This is a genomic window from Frigoribacterium sp. PhB118 (assembly GCF_003751725.1).
GTDB lineage: Bacteria > Actinomycetota > Actinomycetes > Actinomycetales > Microbacteriaceae > Frigoribacterium.
The window spans coordinates 76,792-95,665 of sequence record NZ_RKID01000006.1 but is presented as its reverse complement, the minus strand read 5'-3'; the positions used below and the strand labels follow the sequence as shown (position 1 = coordinate 95,665).

The following is an 18,874-nucleotide window of genomic DNA, read 5'->3' as shown; positions in this document are numbered from 1 at the left end:
TGCTGCGGCTCGTGGCCGTCCTAGGCTCGACACGTCCGCCTCGAGTGGGCAGAGGCGTCCCGCCGTGTCGACCAGAGCTTCACGCAGGGAATCGATTCGGTGGGGCGTCCCATGACGGAGAAAGGCCGCACACCCCGTGGGTGTGCGGCCTTCGGTCGTCTCGCCTCCCGCGTGAGCTTCACGGGCAGGGAACGCCGGACGCGGGACGAACCGTTCGGCACCGAAGCGCCGTCGAGGGAACGCTACCCGACACTTGCCGTGTCGCGACACCAGCTCGAGCGGATCGGGTGCCGGGCGAACGTCGCGCCGGGCACCCGATCAGCGCCGAGGCGAGGTGTCGCCCCGCCCTTCTTCCGCGGGCACGACGTCGATCGAACCCGTGTCGGGGGCGACCAGCGAACCGGTCTGCGCGGCGGCGGCCTGCGCCGCGAGCGCGGCGTCGGCGGCCACGGCGGCCCGCGCGTCGTCGGCTGCCTCGTCGATGGCCGACTTCTGGCGCAGCGGCGTGGCCTTGAGGAAGAAGCTCAGCACGAAGGCCACGAGCACCACCACCAGGGCGACCCAGAAGACCGTCACGGCTGCGTTCGCGAAGCCGTCGAGGAACGGCGCGGCGAGACGGCGGTCGGCCGTGTTGAGGAACGACGTGTTGCCGTCGAGTGCGCCGCCGACCTGCGACGTGTCGCCGCCTCCGGCCGCCTGGTAGAGCTTGAGGATCGCGGCGTTCGCCGGGTCGCTCAGCACCGACTGGTCGGCGAGGGCGGCCTGGGCACGGCCCTGCAGGCTCGAGTCGGCGAAGGCGTCCGCGATCGTCTGGGGGATGCGGCTGAAGAGCACGGAGAACAGCACGGCCGTGCCGAGCGTCCCGCCGATCTGTCGGAAGAACGTCGACGCCGACGTGGCCACGCCGATGTCGCGGGCCCCGACCGAGTTCTGCGAGGCGATGGTCAGGGTCTGCATCAGCTGTCCGAGTCCCAGGCCGACCAACAGCATGCCGACCATCATGAACCAGTACGGCTTGTCGAACGAGAGGTTCGTGAACCAGAAGAACCCGGCCGCCATGAACGCCGTGCCCGTGATCGGGAAGATCTTGTACTTGCCCGTCCGTGAGATGAGCTGGCCGGCGACGATCGACGAGATCATCAGGCCGGCGATCATCGGCAGCATCTGGAAGCCGCTCTCGGTCGGGGTCGCCCCGTTCACGAGCTGCAGGTACAGCGGAACCGTCAGCAGGGCGCCGAACATGCCGAACCCGACGAGCACGCCGAGCACGGTCGCCATCGAGAAGGTGGGGTTGCGGAACAGCTTGAGCGGGATGAGTGCGTCGTCGCCCATCGATCGCTCGATCACGACGAACGCGACGATGCCGACGGCCCCGATCACGTAGCAGGCGAAGGCTCCGGGTGAGCTCCAGCCCCAGGTGCGGCCCTGCTCGGCCACCAGCAGCAGCGGCACGGCGGCCACGATGACGGCGGCGGCGCCGAACCAGTCGATGCGCACGTTCTCGCGACGCTTCTGGCCCGGGATGTGCAGGAACCGCACGACGATGAACAGCGCCACGATGCCGATCGGCACGTTGATCAGGAACACCCAGCGCCAGCCGGTGACGAAGAGGATCTGGTCGGCCCCGGCGAACAGCCCGCCGACGAGCGGGCCGATGACGCTCGAGATGCCGAACACGGCGAGGAAGTAGCCCTGGTACTTCGCGCGTTCACGCGGGGCCAGGATGTCGCCCATGATCGTCAGCGGCAGGGCCATGAGGCCGCCGGCGCCCATGCCCTGGATCGCCCGGAAGATGGCGAGCTGGTACATGCTCTCGGAGAAGCCGGCCGCGACGGACCCCAGCAAGAAGATCGTGATGGCGATCAGGAAGAGCGGTCGCCTCCCGAAGATGTCGCTGAGCTTGCCGTAGATGGGCGTCGAGATGGTCGACACGATCAGGTAGGCGGTGGTCACCCAGGCCTGCAGGCTGAGCCCGTCGAGGTCGTCCGCGATCGTCCGCATCGAGGTGCCGACGATCGTCTGGTCGAGGGCCGAGAGGAACATGCCGGCCATCAGGCCGAAGATGACGTACAGGATCTGGCGGTGGGTCATCAGGCCCTGGCGCTCGGCGGGGGCCGTGGTCGTGGGTGCGGAGGCGGCGCTCGACATGGTGTCTCTTCTGTCTGGAAGGGGAAGGCGCGACGAGGAATTGCGCAGTACGCAAAGTTACTTCACGGGCAAGCATCCGACAACAAGAGGAATCGTCCGTCCCTGTCGGTCCGTTGCTCGTGACTAGGCTCGACGCGATGTCACGCCGCCCCTCCCTGCCGCACCCCGCGGCCACCGTCCTGGCCGTCGTCCTCTCGGCCGGCCTGCTGGCCGCGTGCTCGGGGGGCGCGCCCGAGCCGAGCCCGAGCACGTCGGCCGCGACCGTCTCGCCGACGCTCACCCCGACCCCGTCCCCGACCGAGGAGGCGCCTCCCACGTCCCCCACGACACCCGCGTTCGACAAGGCGGCCCGGTCGGTCGACGACCCCGCCAGCCTCTGGGTCGTCAGCGACAAGCTGCGCGCGCTCGACCCGGTCGACTACGTCCCCGGCGATCTCGTCACGCCCGACGTGGCGCACCAGAACCCGCCGACCCTCCGCGCCGAGGCGGCTGCCGCGGTCGTCGAGATGTTCCGGGCGGGCGAGGCCGAGGGGGCCGGGGCGTTCCAGGTGCAGAGCGCCTACCGCTCGTACGACACCCAGGTGGGCGTCTACGCCGGCTGGGTCCAACGTCTCGGGCAGGCACAGGCCGATGCACAGAGCGCCCGTCCGGGTTTCAGCGAGCACCAGACCGGGCTCGCCCTCGACATCAGCCCCGTGCCGCTCAGTTGCGCGTTGCAGGCCTGCTTCGGGGACACACCGCAGGGGCAGTGGCTCGCGGCCAACGCGTGGCGCTTCGGGTTCTTGCTGCGCTACCCGGCGGACAAGGTCGCCGTGACGGGCTTCACCTTCGAGCCGTGGCACTTCCGGTACGTGGGCGTGCCCCTCGCCACCGAGATGCACGACACGGGCGTCACCACGCTCGAGGAGTTCTTCGGCCTACCGGCCGCCCCTGACTACGCGGGCTGAGCCTGCCGCCTGGCCGCCGCCGCCTGCCCGCCGCGCCCCCCGCGAACCGCGCGACGGGCGTGTTCGTCGGACGAGGGCGATCGACGTCGCCCGTCCGTCACGAACACGCCCGTCGGGCGGTGCGGGTCAGGCGCCGAGCGCGGCGTCGACGATGGTCTTCGCCTCGGCCTGGACGCGGGCGAGGTGCTCGGGGCCCTCGAACGACTCGGCGTAGATCTTGTAGACGTCCTCGGTGCCGCTGGGGCGGGCCGCGAACCAGGCCTTGTCGGTGACGACCTTGACGCCGCCGACGGCCGCGTCGTTGCCCGGAGCCTTGCTGAGCTTGGCCGTGATGCGGTCGCCCGCGAGCTCGGTCGCCTCGATGGCGTCGCCGTCGAGCTTGCCGAGACGGGTCTTCTGCTCTTTCGTCGCCGCCGCGTCGACCCGCTGGTAGACCGGGTCGCCGTACTTCTCGACCAGTTCGGCGTAGAGCTGCGAGGGGGTCTTGCCGGTGACGGCGATGATCTCGCTCGCGAGCAGGGCGAGCAGGATGCCGTCCTTGTCGGTCGTCCAGACGGTGCCGTCCTTGCGCAGGAAGGACGCGCCGGCGCTCTCTTCGCCACCGAAGGCGACCGAGCCGTCCACCAGGCCGGGGACGAACCACTTGAACCCGACCGGGACCTCCCACAGGCGACGCCCGTGCGACTCGGCGACCTTGTCGATGATGCTCGACGAGACGAGGGTCTTGCCGATGGCCGCGTCGTCGCGCCACTCGGGGCGGTGCGTGTAGAGGTAGTCGATGGCGACCGCGAGGTAGTGGTTCGGGTTCATCAGGCCGCCGTCGGGCGTGACGATGCCGTGCCGGTCGGCGTCGGCGTCGTTGCCGGTCAGGACGTCGAACTCGTCCTTGCGGCGCACGACGCTGGCCATCGCCGAGGGGCTCGACGGGTCCATGCGGATCTTGCCGTCCCAGTCGAGCGTCATGAAGCGCCAGGTGGGGTCGACGCCCGGGTTCGTGACGGTGAGGTCGAGGCCGTAGACGTCGCGGATCGCGCCCCAGTACTCGACGCTCGCGCCACCGAGCGGGTCGGCACCGATCTTCACGCCGGCCTTCTTGATGGCGTCGATGTCGATGATGTTGACGAGGTCGCCCACGTAGCCGCGGAGGAAGTCGTGCCGGCCGGGCGTGCCGACGCCGCGCTTCACGTCGACGTTGCCGGCGGCGATGATCTCGTTGGCGCGGTTCGCGATCCAGTTCGTGGCGTCGCTGTCGGCCGGCCCGCCGTGGGGCGGGTTGTACTTGAAGCCGCCGTCGCGGGGCGGGTTGTGGCTGGGGGTGACGACGATGCCGTCGGCCTTGTCGGTGTTCGCGGGGTCGTTGTTGTAGACCAGGATCGCGTGGCTGAGCGCGGGCGTCGGCACGTAGCCGCCCTCGGCGTCGGCCAGCACCTTCACGTCGTTGCCGGTGAGCACCTCGACCGCGGTGCGCTCGGCGGGGCCGCTCAGGATGTGCGTGTCGCGCCCGATGAACAGCGGGCCGGTGATGCCCTGGCCCGCGCGGTACTCGACGATCGCCTGCGTGATGGCGGCGATGTGGGTCTCGTTGAAGGCGGCGTCGAGCGAGGACCCGCGGTGGCCCGAGGTGCCGAAGACGACCTTCTGCTCGACCTCGCCGACGTCGGGGACGAGTTCGTAGTACGCGGCCGTGACCTCTTCGGGGTCGATCAGGTCGCTGGCTTCTGCGGGGGTTCCGGCACGGTCGGTCATGGGGACATCCTGGCACCCGCCGCCGACCTTCGTCGCGGTACCCGGGCGGCTCTCAGTAGGCTCCTCGTCATGCCGACCCGCGCCTCCTCGACGACCTACAGCTACCTCGGGCCCGCGGGCACGTTCACCGAGGCGGCGCTCAAGCAGGTGCCCGAGGCCGTCGGGGCCACCTGGAAGAGCGTCAACAACGTCGGCGAGGCCCTGGCCGACGTCGTCTCGGGCGTCAGCACGGCCGCGATGATCGCGATCGAGAACAGCGTCGAGGGCGGGGTCAGTGCGACGCAGGACGCCCTCGCCACGGTGCCGGGCCTCCGCATCGTCGGCGAGTACCTGGTGCGCGTCAACTTCGTGCTCGTCGCCCGGCCGGGCACCCGCATCGAGGAGGTGCGAGTCGTCAACGCGCACCCGGTCGCCTACGCGCAGACCCACCGCTGGCTCGAACGCAACCTGCCCGGCCACGGTCACCTGCCGGCCTCGTCGAACGTGGCCGCCGCCGCCTCGCTGCTCGAGCCGGGCGGCGCCGGGGGCTCCGCGGACGCCGCGGTCGCGCCTCCCGGAATCACCGACCACCACGACCTCGAGGTGCTCGCCCGCGACATCGGCGACAACGACCAGGCCGTCACGCGCTTCGTGCTGGTCAGCCGGACGGTGCCCGTGCCGCCCGCGACCGGTGCCGACAAGACCAGCCTGATCGTCGAGCTGCCGGCCGACGGCTCGGGGGCACTGGTCGACATGCTCGAGCAGTTCGCGACCCGCGGCATCAACCTCAGCCTCATCCAGTCGCGGCCGATCGGCGACGCCCTCGGGCGCTACCGGTTCGTCATCGACCTCGAGGGGCACGTGCTCGACGAACGCGTGGCCGACGCCCTGCTCGGGCTGAAGCGCTTCAGCCCGAGCGTGATGTTCCTCGGGTCGTACCCTCGTGCCGACGGCGCCCCGGCCGAGGTCTCGCCGCGGTACGACGACGAGGCCTTCGTCGACGCCCGCGACTGGTTGCGCGGGTTGATCAGCGGCCTGCGCTGATCAGCGGCCTGCACTGACGACCGGCCTCGCTCGGCCGGCCGCCCGTGCCGATCAGGCGTCGGCCGGCACGCGGACGGTCAGGCCGCCCGGGTCGACGACCGCACGCAGGGCGACGACCTTGCCGACGGAGTCGCCGTCGATCTCGAAGTCCTGGGGCGAGTCGAGGCGGACCACGAGCTTCTTGCCCTTGTTGTAGCGCAGGGTGCGCACCTCGCGGCTGTTGGCGGCGAGGATGCGGCGGCCGACCTGGGTGCGGCGCATGACGCCGTTCTCCCACACGATCTTGACCCAGATCTGCACCCAGCCGAAGAAGCCCTCGGGGCGCAGGGCGACGATGTCGAAGATGCCGTCGTCGATCGCCGCGTCGGGCAGCAGCATGATGTTGGCGGGCAGCAGGCCGCAGTTGCCGACGATGATCGTGTGGGCGCGCATCGACTTGCGGCCTTGGTCGTCGAGCTCGTACCGGACGTCGATCTTGTTGTCGTCGCGGAGCGCGCGGGCGATGGCGTCGACGTAGGCGAGCCACCCGACGCGCTTCTTCAGCTCGTCGTTGGTGTTCGCGAGCATCTTCGCGTCGAGGCCGACGCCCGCCATGACGACGAACGCCTTGGTCTCGCGCGAGCCGTCCTCACGCTCGACGTCGACGACGCCGAGGTCGATGTCACGGTCGCGACCGCTGAACGCCGTCGCGATCGAGTCGTCGAGGTTGTCGAGCGAGAGCTCGAGGTTGCGGGCCAACAGGTTGCCCGTGCCCGAGGGCAGCAGGGCGAGGGACGCGTCGGTGCCCTGCAGGGCCTCGGCCACGGCACGCACCGTGCCGTCGCCCCCCGCGGCGATCACCATGTCGACGCCCTCGGCGAGGGCCTGCTTCGTCACCTCGCCGCCCGGGTCTTCCTTGCTGGTCTCGTAGAACTTCGTGGGGGCCCAGCCGTTCGAGAACTCGTGGCGCCCGACGGCCGTCTTGATGGCGTCGAGGTCGACCTTGATCGGGTTGTAGACGACCGCGGCGGTCTGGCGAGCCGTCTCGGGCTCGGATGCCGAGGCGTGCTCGGCGGGGGAGGGGGAGGTGGCGGTCATGGGGCGAGCGTATTGGACGCACCCCCGTGAGGTAACGGGAAGGCGAAGGCTCTGTGCAGAACGTCGGCCGCGCGGGTGCCGTTGCCTAGGATGGGCGGGTGATCGATCCCCAGTTGCTTCGTGAATCCCCCGACCTCGTCAAGCAGAGCCAGCGGGCCCGGGGCGATTCCGAGTCGCTGGTCGACGACGCGGTGGCGGCCGACCAGGCCCGCCGCGCGGCGATCGCCGCCTTCGAAGACCTGCGCGCCGAGCAGAACGCCTTCGGCAAGACCGTCGCCAAGGCGCCGAAAGACGAGAAGAAGGCCCTGGTCGCGCAGGCACAGCAGCTCGCCGCCCGCGTGAAGGAGGCGCAGGCCGCCTCGAACGAGGCCGATGCGGTCTTCGACGCGGCCGCGCGCGGCATCGGCAACCTGATCATCGACGGCGTGCCCTCGGGCGGCGAAGAGAACTTCGTGACGCTCCGTGAGCACGGCACCCGCCCCTCCTTCGACTTCGAGGCCCTCGACCACGCCGACCTCGGCGAGAAGCTCGGCGCGATCGACATCAAGCGCGGCACCAAGGTCTCGGGCTCGCGCTTCTACTTCCTGCGCGGCATCGGTGCCCGCCTCGAGCTCGGCCTGATGAACATGGCCCTCGACCTCGCCCTGGAGAACGACTTCACGCCGCTGATCACCCCGACGCTGGTGCGACCCGAGGTCATGGCCGGCACCGGGTTCCTGGGCTCCCACGCCGACGAGGTCTACCACCTGCCCGCCGACGACCTCTACCTGACCGGCACGAGCGAGGTCGCGCTCGCCGGGTACCACTCCGACGAGATCCTCGACGTCGAGGCGGGCCCGATCCGCTACGCCGGCTGGTCGACCTGCTACCGCCGCGAGGCCGGTGCCGCCGGCAAGGACAACCGGGGCATCCTGCGCGTGCACCAGTTCAACAAGCTCGAGATGTTCAGCTACGTGCACCCCGACCAGGCAGAGGCCGAGCACGACGCCCTCGTCGGGTTCCAGGAGAGCATGCTGCAGGCACTCGGCCTCACCTACCGCGTCATCGACGTCGCCGCCGGCGACCTCGGTTCGAGCGCCGCGCGCAAGTTCGACATCGAGGCCTGGGTGCCGACGCAGGGCACCTACCGCGAGCTGAGCAGCACGTCGAACTGCACCACCTTCCAGGCCCGCCGCCTCGACACCCGCTACCGCACCGAGAGCGGCAAGACGGCTCCCGTCGCGACGCTCAACGGCACCCTCGCGACCACGCGGTGGCTCGTCGCGATCCTCGAGACGCACCAGCAGGCCGACGGTTCGGTGGTCGTGCCCGAGGCGCTGCGCGGCTACCTCGGTGGCCTCGAGGTCATCGAGCCGGTCGCGTGAGCCAGGCCGCAGCCGCACCCCGGCCCGGCGACGAGCCCGTGGCCGCCGCCGACCGCTGGCTGGTCGCGCTCGACGTCGACGGCACGATCATGCCCGAGGACGGCACCATCTCCGAGGCCGTCCTCGGCGAGATCACGCGCCTCCACGACCAGGGTCACCAGGTCATGATCGCGACCGGACGCTCGGTGTCGATGACGCTGCCCGTCATGGAGCGTCTCGGTCTCGTCTCGGACTACGTCGTCTGCGCGAACGGTGCCATCACGCTGGGCCGTGACGAGTCGGCCCCGACGGGGTACCGCCGCGTGCACGTCGAGGAGTTCGACCCGACCCAGGTGCTGTCGACGATCCGCGACGCGCTGGCCGACGCGGGGGCCGGGTACGCCGTCGAAGACCAAGAGGGGCTGCTGCGGTACTGCGGGTCGTTCCCCGCGGCGGCGGCGGCACTGAACGCCGAGAAGGTCGAGTTCGACGACCTCGTCGGCCGGCCGGCGACCCGCGTGGTCGTCGTCTCGCCCGACCACGACACCGAGGACTTCCTCACGGCCGTCGAGCGCATGGGCCTCCAGCACGTGAACTACAACGTCGGCTGGACGGCCTGGCTCGACATCGCCCCGGACGGCGTCACGAAGGCGACCGCCCTCGAGCGCGTGCGGCAGTGGCTCGACGTGCCGCGGTCGCAGGTCCTGGCCGCCGGCGACGGGCGCAACGACATCGACATGCTGCGCTGGGCCGCGGCCGAGGGCCGCGGGGTGGCCATGGGCCAGGCGCCCGACGACGTCGCCGCGGTGGCCAGCGAGCAGACGTCGAGCGACCTGGACGACGGGCTCGCCGAGGTGCTCGCGACGCTCTGAGCCGGTAGACTCGGCCCCGGTTGCCCGATGCGTGCATCCCGCCACGACATGAACACGACGCCACGGTTGAAAGTGGCGTAGTGATCACATCGTGGCGGCGTAGTTCGTCCGGCCACCGGGAGGGCTGTCCGAGCGGCCGATGGAGCTTGTCTTGAAAACAAGTGGGCAGAGATGTCTCGTGGGTTCGAATCCCACGCCCTCCGCCAGACGGGTCGCGCGTTCCGCAGATGACGCGACCCGTGCCTCCTAGGCCTTGGCGGCGGCGTAGGTCGCGAAGGCCTCGCCGATCAGGGTGCTGAGGTCGCGCCAGGTGGTGTCGTCGACCGAGACGGCGGCGTCGCCGTCGACGAAGCCCGCGTGCTTGTGCAGCACGTCCGAACCGACGGCCGGCAGCACGAAGAAGTCGCGGGTCCAGTCGTCGGTGTCGGCCATCACCGGCGCGCGGTACCAGTCTAGGTAGCCGTCGAAGACGTCGTTGCGCTCGTCGCCCTTGAGCCAGGTCTCGACGGAGTCCCGCCATGCGTCTCGGTTGGTCTCGCCGTTCATGTGGTCCTCCCGGGCCTGGTGCGCGCGCGGGAGCGTCCGCGACCGCCCATCCAGTCTCCCAGGTCGGCCGCCGCGAGGGCCGCCGTGACGACCGCCTCTGGTGCCGTGCCCGGAACCCCGCCAGAGGCCCTCTCCGACCCCCGTGGCCCCCGAAGTGGAACGCTCCGTCCCCCCGAACAGGGACTGAACGCCGAGGCACCCCCGTGTTGCACTGATCGAGCCCCCCGTTGCGGTCCCGCACCGGTCGGCACCCCGGGTGGGCCGAACACCGCCCGGGCCCCTCGACACCAGGACCCCAGCCATGACCCACATGACCCCGACGACCCGCGCCGCCGTCGTCCTCGGCGTCGCCGTCGCCCTGACGGTCGGCCTCGCGGTCGCTCCCGCGCGAGCGCATGCGGCCCCCGTCGACCCCTCGTCGACCTCGGTCACGGCCTCGCCGACCACGGCGTCGAGCCCGCCCGCACGGTCGTCCAAGTCGGCCGAGCGCGCCATCGCCGCCTTCACCTCGCGCGGGGAGCGCGGGTCGACCGGGTCGCCCGTGTCGCCCGACCCGGCCTCGACGTCGGTCCCCACGGTGACGACGCCTGCCGCGGTCTCGCAGACCATCCGCTCCACGCCCACCACGACGCTGTTCCGGGGCGGTCTGTACGTCGACCCCGCCGGTGAGGCGGCGCGCGCCGCGACCACGCTGACGTCCGAGGGTCGGACCGCCGAGGCCGCGGCGGCCCGCACGATCTCGAAGCAGCCGGTGGCGACCTGGCTCGGCAGCTGGCTGACCGACGCCCAGCTCGTGAAGAAGATCGACGGCACCGTCGCCGCCGCCGAGAAGGTCGGCGCGACCCCCCTGTTCGTCACGTACAACATCCCGAACCGCGACTGTGGCAGCCACTCGGCGGGCGGGTCGGCCGACAACGCGGCGTACCTGCGCTGGAATTCCCTCGTCGCCTCGCGGCTGGCGGGCCACCGGGTCGCCGTGGTCGTCGAGCCCGACGCCCTCACGCTCATCAGCAACTGCCCCGAGCAGACGAGCGGGCGGGAGGCCACCATCGCCTCGGCGGTCGCGACCCTGGCGGACGCGGGCGTCCCGGCCTACCTCGACGCCGGCAACTCGAACTGGGTGCCGCCGCAGACCATGGCCGCGCGCCTCAAGGCGGCCGGTGTCGACCGCGCGCGCGGCTTCGCGACCAACGTGTCGAACTACTACCCGGTCGAATCCGAGCGCGTCTACGCCGAGAAGGTGTCGCAGGCGACGGGAGGCGCACGGTACGTGATCGACACGTCGCGCAACGGTCGTGGCTGGAAGGGCACGTGGTGCAACGCGCCCGGGGCCGGCCTGGGGGTCGTGCCCTCGGTGCAGACCGGCACGACGAAGCTCGACGCCCTGCTCTGGATCAAGACGCCCGGGGCGAGCGACGGCGAGTGCAACGGGGGACCGGCCGCCGGCAAGTGGCACGCCTCGTACGCCGTCCAGCTCGTCGCGAACCGTGCGACCGGCTGAGTCCCGGCAGCGGCCCAGGACCGCCTGGGTAGTATCTCCATCTGCCCGTACACCGAACGGTGCCCTTCTGCCCGCTCGATCCTCGAACGATCCCGAGGCCGCGCGAGCGAGGGTCGCCCTCGATGACCGAGAGGACACCGCGTGAGCGACCTTCGCGACCGATCCGGCCGTGGCCGACGAGCTGCCCGACCCGAGGCGACCGCCTCCGGACGCCGTTCCGCCCCCGCGACGACGGGAGTCGCCCGACACGGCCGGCTCAAGAGCGGAGGCGCGGTGCGGGCCGTCACGAAGGTGGTGGCCGCCTCGGTGGCCGTCCTGCTCGTGAGCGGAGCCTCGGTCGGCGCCATCGCGGCGTACCAGGTGCGCAGCGACCTCGGTGACGGGGTCGAGCTGCAGGCGGCCCAGGGCGAGACCACCAAGCCCGCGCCCCCGTCGATCAGCGAGTACGAAGGCGGCTTCAACATCCTCGTCGTCGGGACCGACAACGACGCCAGCCAGGACCAGGGGGCGTTCGGCGAGCGGGACGCGACCCTGAACGACGTCAACATCCTGCTCCACGTGTCGGCCGACCACACCAACGCGACCGCCGTCAGCATCCCCCGCGACATGGTCGTGCCGATCCCGTCGTGCGCGAAGGAGGACGGCTCGGGGTACTACTCGGCGATGTCGGCCCGACCCATCAACGAGGCCTACTCGTACGGCGGGCTGAGCTGCGTCGCCTCGACCGTCTCGAGCCTGACCGGTCTCGACATCCCCTTCGCGGGCATGATCTCGTTCAACGGCGTCATCGAGATGTCGAACGCCATCGGCGGCGTCCCCGTGTGTGCCGCGACGCCCATCAAGGACCGCTACACGGGTCTCGACATCCCGGCCGGCGAGACCGTGCTCTCGGGTGCCGACGCCCTGGCCTTCCTCCGCACCCGCCACGGCGTGGGCGACGGGTCCGACCTCGGCCGCATCAGCAGCCAGCAGGTCTACCTCTCGTCGCTGCTGCGGACGGTGAAGAGCGCCGACACCCTCAGCAACCCCACGAAGCTCTACTCGTTGGCCCGCGCCGCGGCGAGCAACATGACCCTGTCCGACCAGCTGACCAAGATCGACACCATGGTGCAGATCGGTCTCGCGCTCCGGGACCTGCCGCTCGACGCCGTCAACTTCGTCCAGTACCCCGGCACGACCGGAGGCTCGGGCGTCTACGAGAACAAGGTGCAGCCCGACGAGGCCGTGGCGACCCAGCTCTTCGACGCGATCGCGAACGACGTCCCGTTCTCGATCCCCGAGGGCAGCACCGGCATCGGCTCCGAGAACACCGGCACGGTTGACGGTGGGGCGGCGACCCAGGCCCCGGCCGCTCCGGTCGAGACGGCTGCTCCGGCCCAGACCGCTGCTCCGGCCGACACGGCGGCACCCACCGACCCGGGCTCGGGGGCGTCGACCACGCCTCCGACGACCGAGGTCATCGAGGGCCTCACCGGCCAGACGGCGGCCGACCAGACCTGCTCGGTGGCGTTCGGCTCGAACTAGGCGCTCCGCCGAGAAGTCGCCCCGGCGAGTAACCAGCTCGCCGGGACGACCGGTGACCTCAAGCGGCGGCCCGAACCGGCACGCATGAGAACCCCGCGATGCCGGGATCAGGGGTGCGGCACCGTGGGGGGTGTGGAGGCCGGCGTCGGTGCCGGCGGCGAGCCCCTCGGGCGCAGCCGTTCGGGTGCGGCGCCCGATGGTGGGGCACGTGACGCGGCGACCGTCGGGGGGCGTGTTCGGCAAGGGTGAACGGGCCCGTGCTGTCGGGCCCCGGCCCCTCGGCCGTCGTCGGCGTCAGGGGTACTCTATGTGTCGGCACAAATGCCGACAAGCCGATCACGCCCCCCAGAGCGGGTGGGGCACGGGTGGTTCTGTCCACGCCCGTCCCGGCCGGACGTCCGACCGGCCCCGGGCCCCGGTTCGGCATCTGGCCTGCGGGCCGCTATGCTTGTCCCTGCGCGTTCGCTCGCGAGCCGCATGGAGCCGTCGCATAGTTCGGCCTAGTGCACCACCCTGCTAAGGTGGAGTTCCCTTTGTGGGAACCGTGGGTTCAAATCCCACCGGCTCCGCGGAAAGCCACGTCGGTTCTCTCTCTCGCCAGAGATGTTCCGGGGTGGCTTTTCTTCTGCCCGCTCGAGGGCCCACCGACGTCGCCCGGCACGGGGCCTTCCCGCCCCGTCGCGCGTAGCGTGATCGGTGACGACGAGTCGTCTCGACTGCAGGGAGAACCACGGGTGAAACGCATCCACTACACCGACGAGTACCTGGTCACCGGCGACGCGATCGCGGCGGCCGTCGTCGAGTACGCGCGAGCGCTGGCCATGCAGAACAAGTCCGACATGGTCGACCTGCCCGGCATGGATCGTGGCGGGGTGCACCAGCGGTTCCAGGTGCTGCTCCGTCCCGCCAGTCAGATGCTGGTCTCCGAAGAGCAGACCGACGAGGCGGAGATCGACGACGGCGCCCTGGTCGACGACATCGAGGGGCGCATCGGCCGCCTCCGCGGAATCGAGCCCCAGACCGCCGAAGCGGCCGAGCGCATCCCGCTCGACAGCGACGAGTTCTGACCCTCCCGCACTGCCCGACGCCTGTCGTCCACCCCGTTGTCAACCCCCATGCTCGATCGGACGACCGACTAGCGTCGAGACCATGAGTCCCTCCGCGCCCGCGCGCTCGACCGACCCGATCGAGCCGGTCACCCTGGGAGGCGCGGGTCCGGTCGTCGGGACGGCCACCGCTCTCGTCGTCGAGGGGCTGCGATCCCGTCAGGCGCCCTCGGTGGGCGACGCACTCGACCTCGCCGTCGAGCTCGGTCGACACGGGGCCCTGCCCGGACTGGGCTCGACGGCCGACCTCTGGCAGGCCCTGGCGACGCTCGCCGCGCACGATCTCGGTGCGGCCCGAGCGGCCGAACCGCACCTCGACGCCCTCGCCATCCTCGACCAGCACGCCGAGGTCGGCGCCGCGACCGCGATCGAGACCCTGCCCGACGAGGGCGACGGCGACCGCTCCTCCGTCCCCCCGCGCGCTCGGACCGCCGACCCGTTCACCTGGGGCGTGTTCGCCGCCGAGGGGCCCGGCGTCCGTCTGACGGCGACCCGGGGCCCGGACGGGTCGGGTCCGTGGTCGCTGGCCGGCACGAAGCCCTGGTGCTCCCTGGCGGGCACCCTCGACGGCGCGCTCGTCACCGCCTGGGTCGGCGACGAGCGTCGCCTGTTCTCGGTCGACCTCCGTCAGGCGGGCGTGACCGTGACGGCGGACGCCTGGCACGCCAGGGGCCTCGTCGAGATCCCCTCCGGCCCGGTCGACTTCGACGACGTCGAGGCACGCGAGGTCGGCGCTCCCGGGTGGTACCTCGAGCGTCCCGGCTTCTCGTGGGGCGGGATCGGCGTCGCGGCGTGCTGGTACGGCGGCGCGGTCGGCGTGGCCCGCACGCTGCTGGCCGCGGCGGTGACCGCCTCGTCGCGCACGCCGGAGCGCCCTGCCGACCCGCACCTCCTGCAGGCCCTCGGCCTCGTCGACACGCGACTGGCCGACGCCCGCCGGGCTCTGGTCGAGGCCGCCGACCTCGTCGACGCCGGTGAGGCGACCGGTGACGCCGGGCGGCTGCTGGTCAAGCGCGTCCGCGGGACGGTCGCGCACGCCTGCGACGAGGTGCTGGCCCGGGCGTCCCGTGCGCTCGGCCCCGCGCCGCTGGCCACCGACGCCGCCCACGCCAAGCGCGTCGCCGACCTCGAGCTCTACCTCCGCCAGCACCACGGCGAACGCGACGACGCGTCGCTGGGTCAGACGGTGCTCCGCGACGCCGTCCGCGACGGGCTCCCCACGTGGTGAGCTTCGACGGTCGCGCGCCGGGGACCCCGGTCGAGACCTGGGAGGCCGACCCGCGCCTCCTCGGCCTGCCGCCGCTCGGCGGCGCCGTCGACCCGTCCGCGGCGTCGCGCCTCGTCGTGCTGGCCGCCCACCCCGACGACGAGACCCTCGGCGCCGGCGGGCTGATCGCCGACGCGGCCGCCCGCGGCGTCCCGGTCACGGTCGTCGTGGTCACCGACGGCGCCGCCTCGCACCCCGGCTCGAGCACGAGCGCCGAGGACCTCGTCGCGACGAGGGCCGAGGAGGCGCGGGTCGCGGTCCACCTGCTGGGTCACGACGTCGAGCTGGTGCAGTGGAGCATCGCCGACGGGGCGGTCCGCGAGGCCCGTGCCGAGATCACCGAGCGGCTGCGGCCCCTGCTGCCCGGTCCGGGTGGCCTGGTCGTGGCGCCCTGGCGCGGGGACGGCCACCGGGACCACCGCGTGCTCGGCGAGATCGCCGCCGAGCTGGTGGCCGAGGGGGACCAGGCCGGCACGACGCTGCTCGAGTACCCGATCTGGCTGTGGCACTGGGGGACGCCCGACCACCCCGACGTGCCCTGGCCGTCGCTGCGGCTGTCGTCCCTGGACGCCGTCGCCGACGCCGCGAAGCGCTCGGCCCTCGCGGCGTACGTCTCGCAGCGCCGACCCCTCTCGAGCGCGCCCGAGGATGCACCCGTGCTGCACCCGGTGTTCGAGCGGCACTTCACCCGCGGGCGCGAGGTCTTCGTCGTGGCCGGGTCGCAGGCGGACGGCCAGGACGCGGACGGCCAGGGCGGGGGCGCCGCGGCGTCGGTCCCGGCGACCGAGGCGACGTTCGACCGGACGCACGCCCGCCGCGCCGACCCGTGGCGGGTCACGACGCGCTGGTACGAGCGCCGCAAGCGCGCCCTCACCGTGGCGTCGCTGCCTCGTGAGCGCTACGGCCGCGTGCTCGAGGTGGGCTGCTCGATCGGCGTGCTGACGGGCGACCTGGCCCCCGCGGCGGACCGCCTGCTGGCCCTCGACGTGTCGTCGGTCGCCGTGCAAGCCGCTCGCGAGCGGCTCGCGAACCTGCTGCACGTCACGGTCGAGCAGGCCGACGCCGCCGCCGACTACCCGTCGGGCACCTTCGACCTCGTCGTGCTCAGCGAGGTCGGCTACTACCTGGCCCCGGAGGCGTTCGGGCGGCTGGTGGACTCGATCGTCGACGGTCTGGCCGACGACGGCGACGTCCTGGCCTGCCACTGGACCCAGCCCGAGGGGGACTTCCGGCAGGGCGCGGACGACGTCCACGCCCGGCTGGGCGCCGACCCGCGCCTCCACCGGGTCTCGCACCACGTCGAGGGCGACTTCGTGCTCGACGTCTTCTCGCGCGACCCCCGGTCGGTCGCCCAGCGGACGGGCCTGCGATGAGCGATGCGCCCGCCCGACCGACTCCGGCCCCGACCCCGGCCCGCCCCGTGCGGGCCGTCGCGGTCGTCGTCCCCGCGCACGACGAGGAGGAACTCGTCTCGCGCGCCCTCGACGGCGTCGACGTCGCGCGGCGGCACACGGCCAGGACCCATCCGGAGGTGCGGGTCGTCGTCGTCCTCGTGGCCGACGCCTGCACGGACGGGACGGTGGCGGCCGCTCGTGCGCACGCCCGCGTGACCGTCTTCGAGATCGAGGCCCGCGGGGTCGGCGTCGCACGGGCCGTCGGCGTCGACGTCGCCCTGGACGAACTCGGCGCGCCCTCGGACGACCTGCCGCTCGACGCGGTGTGGCTCGCCTGCACCGACGCCGACTCGGTCGTGCCGCCGGGCTGGATCGACGACCAGCTCGACCGGGCCGCCTCGGGCGCCGACGTCGTGATCGGCACCGTGCGCCCGGACTTCGCCGACCTCTCGCCGCGGCAGATCGCGGCCTGGACGGCCCGGCACACGCCCGGGCGGCCGAACGGCCACGTGCACGGCGCCAACCTCGGGGTGCGGGCGTCGTCGTACCGGTCCGTCGGCGGGTTCGCGCCCGTCGACCTGCACGAGGACAACGTCCTCGTCGACCGGCTCCGCGACGCCGGCGCGACGCTCGTCGCCTCGGACGTCGGCGAGGTGCTGACCTCGGGACGGCGTGACGGACGCACGTCGGGCGGCTACGCCGGCTACCTCGCCGTGGACCTGCTGGCCTGACGAGGCCGGCACCGCGCCTCCTCGTCGCCTGCGGTCCGGTGACCGCCGTCGTGACGAGCGCAGGAGGCGCGTGCAGGTCAGTCGCGCAGGGTCGCCAGGTAGGCGGCTTCGCGCTCGTACCCGTCCGCGTCGTCGGCGAGGCGCGGGTTGCCCAGCTCGACCGTCTTGTCACGGCTCATGTCGGCGAGGTCGTGCAACCGGATGATCGCGACCCGCAGCACGTCGGACCAGGTCGCCTCGCTGCCGTAGGCGTCGAGGAGCAGCCGCACCCGCCGCTCGGCGTCGGTCATGCCGGGGGCGTTCGGGGGTGTGCGGTCGGTGAGGGGCACCGCGCGCGTCGCGTAGTAGGCGAGGTCCCACAGGCGGGGGCCGGGCGAGGCGAAGTCGAAGTCGATCGCCCCGACGACGTGGCCGGCGGCGTCGTAGGCGAGGTTGTGCGGGGAGAAGTCGTTGTGGCAGATCACCTCGGACGGCACCTTCGCCGGGGCCTGCCAGACGGCGCCGTCGAGGCCGAAGCCGATGCTCGCGTCGTGCAGGCGGCGCAGCAGGCGCGCACCCTCGACCAGTGCCTCGTCGGTGAAGACGTGGTCGGGCAGCGGGTACACGGGCACGTCGGCGTCGACGAAGCTCAGGCGTTCACGGCTGCCCTCGACGCCCAACGGCAGGGGGATGCCGCCGACGCCGGCGCACGCGAGGTACGACAGGAAGCGATGGACGGTGGGGGTCCAGGGGCCGGCGACGCGGAGGACGGTGTCACCCTGTCGGACGACCGCGTTCATGTTCCCGCCGGCCAGGACCTCGCCGGTGGGGGTCTCGTCGGCCATGTCCTCGTCGGCCGGAGTCGCCGCGTCCACGGCTCAGGCGACGGGCCCGAAGCCCGTGCGGAAGCGCTCGAACGTCGTCGCCCAGTAGGCGCGGAGGGCGTCGACGCGTTCGTCGTCGGTGGTCGTGTCGACCCAGGGGTCGTAGACGCCGCGCAGCACGGCGATGACGGCACCCCAGGTCGAGTGGATCAGCAAGGACGTGGTCAGGTCGTCCCGCGAGGGGCCGACGGCCAGGCCGATCACGTCGCCGACGCGTTCGGTCATGGGGACGCCGACCGCGAGCACGTAGGGCAGCAGGGGTTCGTGCGTCCGCAGCAGGTGGCGGAGGCTGATCATGTAGTCCACGAGCTGGGCGTCGACGGCCGACAGCAGCAGCAGCTCGAGCAGGTCGATGTCGGTGCCCTGGAAGGACGCGAGCATCGACAGGTCGGAGGCGTCGACCGCCGCGCCCGCCTTGTTCAGGAGCACCGAGGCCACGGCGTCCTCCTTGCACGAGTAGTGGTTCGCGAAGGTGCGCCTCGAGTAACCGGCCAGAGCGGTGACGTCCTCGACGACGAAGCCGTCGAAGCCCTTCTCGGTCGCCAGTCGGAAGGCCGCGTCGGCGAGCCCACGGCTCGTCGCCCGACGCTTCTCGTCGCGCCCGCCGACCGCTTCCGTGCCGAATCGGGTGAGGTCCCCACGCGCCGGAGTCTGCTGCATCGGACCATCGTGCCGGGGCTTCCTGAGAATTTCCATGCCCAATGGGCAACGGAGCCTCCGGATCGCGTATCCTGCAAGAGTCCGATTCGGGTCGGACGGCCTCGAGAGGCACCAGGCACACAACCC

16 protein-coding genes and 2 tRNA genes are annotated in these 18,874 nt (G+C 72.1%); 12 read left to right on the top strand and 6 right to left on the bottom strand.

Annotation, left to right across the window (positions count from 1 at the left end; all coding sequences use genetic code 11):
• Nucleotides 1-318: 318 nt before the first annotated feature.
• The gene (locus EDF21_RS15400; protein ID WP_233568542.1) at nucleotides 319-2,148 is read right to left on the bottom strand and encodes an MDR family MFS transporter; all 1,830 of its coding nucleotides are present in this window, start codon (nucleotides 2,146-2,148) and stop codon (nucleotides 319-321) included.
• Nucleotides 2,149-2,285: 137 nt separating this feature from the next.
• Between EDF21_RS15400 and EDF21_RS15395 the strand changes: the two genes are divergently transcribed.
• Entirely contained in the window at nucleotides 2,286-3,095 is an 810-nt protein-coding gene (locus tag EDF21_RS15395; protein ID WP_123571957.1) for a M15 family metallopeptidase, read from the top strand.
• Nucleotides 3,096-3,221: 126 nt separating this feature from the next.
• Here the strand turns inward: EDF21_RS15395 and pgm are convergent, their stop codons facing one another.
• The gene (gene pgm / locus EDF21_RS15390; protein WP_056047304.1) at nucleotides 3,222-4,841 is read right to left on the bottom strand and encodes a phosphoglucomutase (alpha-D-glucose-1,6-bisphosphate-dependent); all 1,620 of its coding nucleotides are present in this window, start codon (nucleotides 4,839-4,841) and stop codon (nucleotides 3,222-3,224) included.
• Between the two features lie 69 nt (nucleotides 4,842-4,910).
• Here pgm and pheA point away from each other — a divergent pair, with 69 nt between their 5' ends.
• The gene (pheA, locus tag EDF21_RS15385; protein ID WP_123571956.1) at nucleotides 4,911-5,864 is read left to right on the top strand and encodes a prephenate dehydratase; all 954 of its coding nucleotides are present in this window, start codon (nucleotides 4,911-4,913) and stop codon (nucleotides 5,862-5,864) included.
• 51 nt (nucleotides 5,865-5,915) lie between these two features.
• Here pheA and EDF21_RS15380 read toward each other — a convergent pair whose 3' ends face one another.
• Entirely contained in the window at nucleotides 5,916-6,941 is a 1,026-nt protein-coding gene (locus tag EDF21_RS15380; RefSeq protein ID WP_056227383.1) for a diacylglycerol kinase family protein, read from the bottom strand.
• A gap of 98 nt (nucleotides 6,942-7,039) precedes the next feature.
• Between EDF21_RS15380 and serS the strand changes: the two genes are divergently transcribed.
• From serS to EDF21_RS15365, 3 genes are all read left to right on the top strand, one after another.
• Nucleotides 7,040-8,305 carry a serine--tRNA ligase gene (gene serS, locus EDF21_RS15375; RefSeq protein WP_123571955.1) on the top strand — a complete coding sequence of 422 codons (1,266 nt, stop codon included), beginning with the start codon at nucleotides 7,040-7,042 and terminating at the stop codon, nucleotides 8,303-8,305.
• Complete coding sequence (locus tag EDF21_RS15370; RefSeq protein ID WP_233568541.1) at nucleotides 8,302-9,156, top strand: HAD family hydrolase; 855 nt, start codon at nucleotides 8,302-8,304, stop codon at nucleotides 9,154-9,156. The genes serS and EDF21_RS15370 overlap by 4 nt, the downstream gene beginning before the upstream one ends.
• A gap of 118 nt (nucleotides 9,157-9,274) precedes the next feature.
• Nucleotides 9,275-9,362: transfer RNA gene (locus EDF21_RS15365), tRNA-Ser, on the top strand.
• A 40-nt stretch (nucleotides 9,363-9,402) separates the two neighbouring features.
• Here the strand turns inward: EDF21_RS15365 and EDF21_RS15360 are convergent.
• Nucleotides 9,403-9,702 (bottom strand): hypothetical protein, encoded by a 300-nt coding sequence (locus EDF21_RS15360; RefSeq protein WP_056047292.1) that lies wholly within the window; start codon nucleotides 9,700-9,702, stop codon nucleotides 9,403-9,405.
• A 301-nt stretch (nucleotides 9,703-10,003) separates the two neighbouring features.
• Between EDF21_RS15360 and EDF21_RS15355 the strand changes: the two genes are divergently transcribed.
• From EDF21_RS15355 to EDF21_RS15325, 7 genes are all read left to right on the top strand, one after another.
• Nucleotides 10,004-11,203, top strand: a complete 1,200-nt coding sequence (locus EDF21_RS15355; protein WP_123571954.1) for a glycoside hydrolase family 6 protein — start codon at nucleotides 10,004-10,006, stop codon at nucleotides 11,201-11,203.
• 141 nt (nucleotides 11,204-11,344) lie between these two features.
• Nucleotides 11,345-12,727, top strand: a complete 1,383-nt coding sequence (locus EDF21_RS15350) for an LCP family protein (protein WP_123571953.1) — start codon at nucleotides 11,345-11,347, stop codon at nucleotides 12,725-12,727.
• 479 nt (nucleotides 12,728-13,206) lie between these two features.
• A tRNA-Ser gene (locus tag EDF21_RS15345) sits at nucleotides 13,207-13,296 on the top strand.
• 165 nt (nucleotides 13,297-13,461) lie between these two features.
• Entirely contained in the window at nucleotides 13,462-13,794 is a 333-nt protein-coding gene (locus EDF21_RS15340; protein WP_148053724.1) for a hypothetical protein, read from the top strand.
• An 82-nt stretch (nucleotides 13,795-13,876) separates the two neighbouring features.
• Entirely contained in the window at nucleotides 13,877-15,061 is a 1,185-nt protein-coding gene (locus tag EDF21_RS15335; protein ID WP_123571951.1) for an acyl-CoA dehydrogenase family protein, read from the top strand.
• Nucleotides 15,055-16,473: a PIG-L family deacetylase gene (locus EDF21_RS15330; RefSeq protein WP_123571950.1), complete on the top strand. Its 1,419-nt coding sequence runs from the start codon at nucleotides 15,055-15,057 to the stop codon at nucleotides 16,471-16,473. Before EDF21_RS15335 ends, EDF21_RS15330 begins: the two co-directional genes overlap by 7 nt.
• Nucleotides 16,470-17,225 (top strand): glycosyltransferase, encoded by a 756-nt coding sequence (locus EDF21_RS15325; protein ID WP_123571949.1) that lies wholly within the window; start codon nucleotides 16,470-16,472, stop codon nucleotides 17,223-17,225. Before EDF21_RS15330 ends, EDF21_RS15325 begins: the two co-directional genes overlap by 4 nt.
• Before the next feature lie 77 nt (nucleotides 17,226-17,302).
• Here the strand turns inward: EDF21_RS15325 and EDF21_RS15320 are convergent, their stop codons facing one another.
• Complete coding sequence (locus EDF21_RS15320; RefSeq protein WP_123572010.1) at nucleotides 17,303-18,049, bottom strand: aminoglycoside phosphotransferase family protein; 747 nt, start codon at nucleotides 18,047-18,049, stop codon at nucleotides 17,303-17,305.
• A 33-nt stretch (nucleotides 18,050-18,082) separates the two neighbouring features.
• Nucleotides 18,083-18,748 (bottom strand): TetR family transcriptional regulator, encoded by a 666-nt coding sequence (locus tag EDF21_RS15315; protein ID WP_056047276.1) that lies wholly within the window; start codon nucleotides 18,746-18,748, stop codon nucleotides 18,083-18,085.
• Nucleotides 18,749-18,874: the final 126 nt, after the last annotated feature.